2 protein-coding genes are annotated in these 1,029 nt (G+C 74.9%); one reads left to right on the top strand and one right to left on the bottom strand.

The features are described 5' to 3' along the window. On the top strand, positions 1 to 848 hold an 848-nt coding region (gene macS / locus D471_RS0118620; protein ID WP_017600013.1), incomplete at its 5' end, for a MacS family sensor histidine kinase. A 10-nt stretch (positions 849 to 858) separates the two neighbouring features. On the opposite strand, the gene D471_RS38520 is transcribed toward macS, so the two are convergent. Beyond that, on the bottom strand, positions 859 to 1,029 hold a 171-nt coding region (locus D471_RS38520; protein WP_152486367.1), incomplete at its 5' end, for a molybdopterin-dependent oxidoreductase.

Here is a 1,029-nt window from a genome sequence, read left to right as displayed (position 1 = left end):
TCGCCCTCCTCTACGGCTTCGCTGACATCACCCTGCGCGTCCTCATGGACGCCGCCGTGACCGACGCGACCGTCCGGGGGGTGGTGCTGCTCCTTCTCACCGGCCTGGCCGTCGGCTACATGGCGCAGGTGGCCGAACGCGCCGAGGAGCGCTTCGCGAGGGCGGTGGCCCTGGAGGCGCGTATCCGCGAGCGCGAACAGCTGGCCCGCTCCGTCCACGACTCGGTGCTCCAGGTACTGGCCCTGGTGAGCAGACGCGGCGCCGAGGCCGGCGGAGAAGCCGCCGAACTGGGCCGGATGGCCGGGGAACAGGAGGTCCGGCTGCGCTCCCTGTTCACCGACGGCCTCGTCGACGGCGACGGCGCCGGGGGCACGGTGGGCGCCGTCGCGGTCGGGGCGCCCGCGCCCGGAGGCCCAGGAGGTGACAGCGCGGACGGCTCCGGCACGCTGGACCTGCGCGATCTGGTGCGCCGGTCGGAGTCGGTGCACGTGTCCGTCTCCGCGCCCGCCACGCCGGTCCTCCTGCCGGCCTGGGCGGCGGGGGAACTCGCCGCGGCCGTGGCGGCGGCACTGGACAACGTGGCGCGGCACTGTCCCGCGGGCACCCCCGCCTGGGTCCTGGTGGAGGACGAGGATGACGCGGTGACCGTGTCGGTCCGGGACGAGGGGCCCGGCATCCCGCGGGGGAGGCTCGAGGAAGCGCGCCGGGACGGCCGACTGGGCGTCGCCCAGTCGGTCCTGGGGCGGTTGCGCGACCTCGGAGGGACGGCCGAGGTCGTGAGCGAGCCCGGTGAGGGCACGGAGGTCGAACTGCGGCTCCCCCGCGACCGCGCGCGGGGGAGCGCCTGACCGGGAGGCCCTACGCCGGGGGGCCGTGACCGGGTTCCTCCTGGTAGGAGAAGCGCTGCTCATTCCAGGGGTCGGCGCGGTTGTGGTAGCCGCGCTCCTCCCAGAACCCCCGCCGGTCCTTCGTCATGTACTCCACGGCGCGCAGCCACTTCACGCTCTTCCATCCGTACAGGCTGGGCAC

It is taken from the genome of Nocardiopsis lucentensis DSM 44048, assembly GCF_000341125.1.
GTDB lineage: Bacteria > Actinomycetota > Actinomycetes > Streptosporangiales > Streptosporangiaceae > Nocardiopsis > Nocardiopsis lucentensis.
This window is presented reverse-complemented; position numbering and strand designations above follow the sequence as displayed.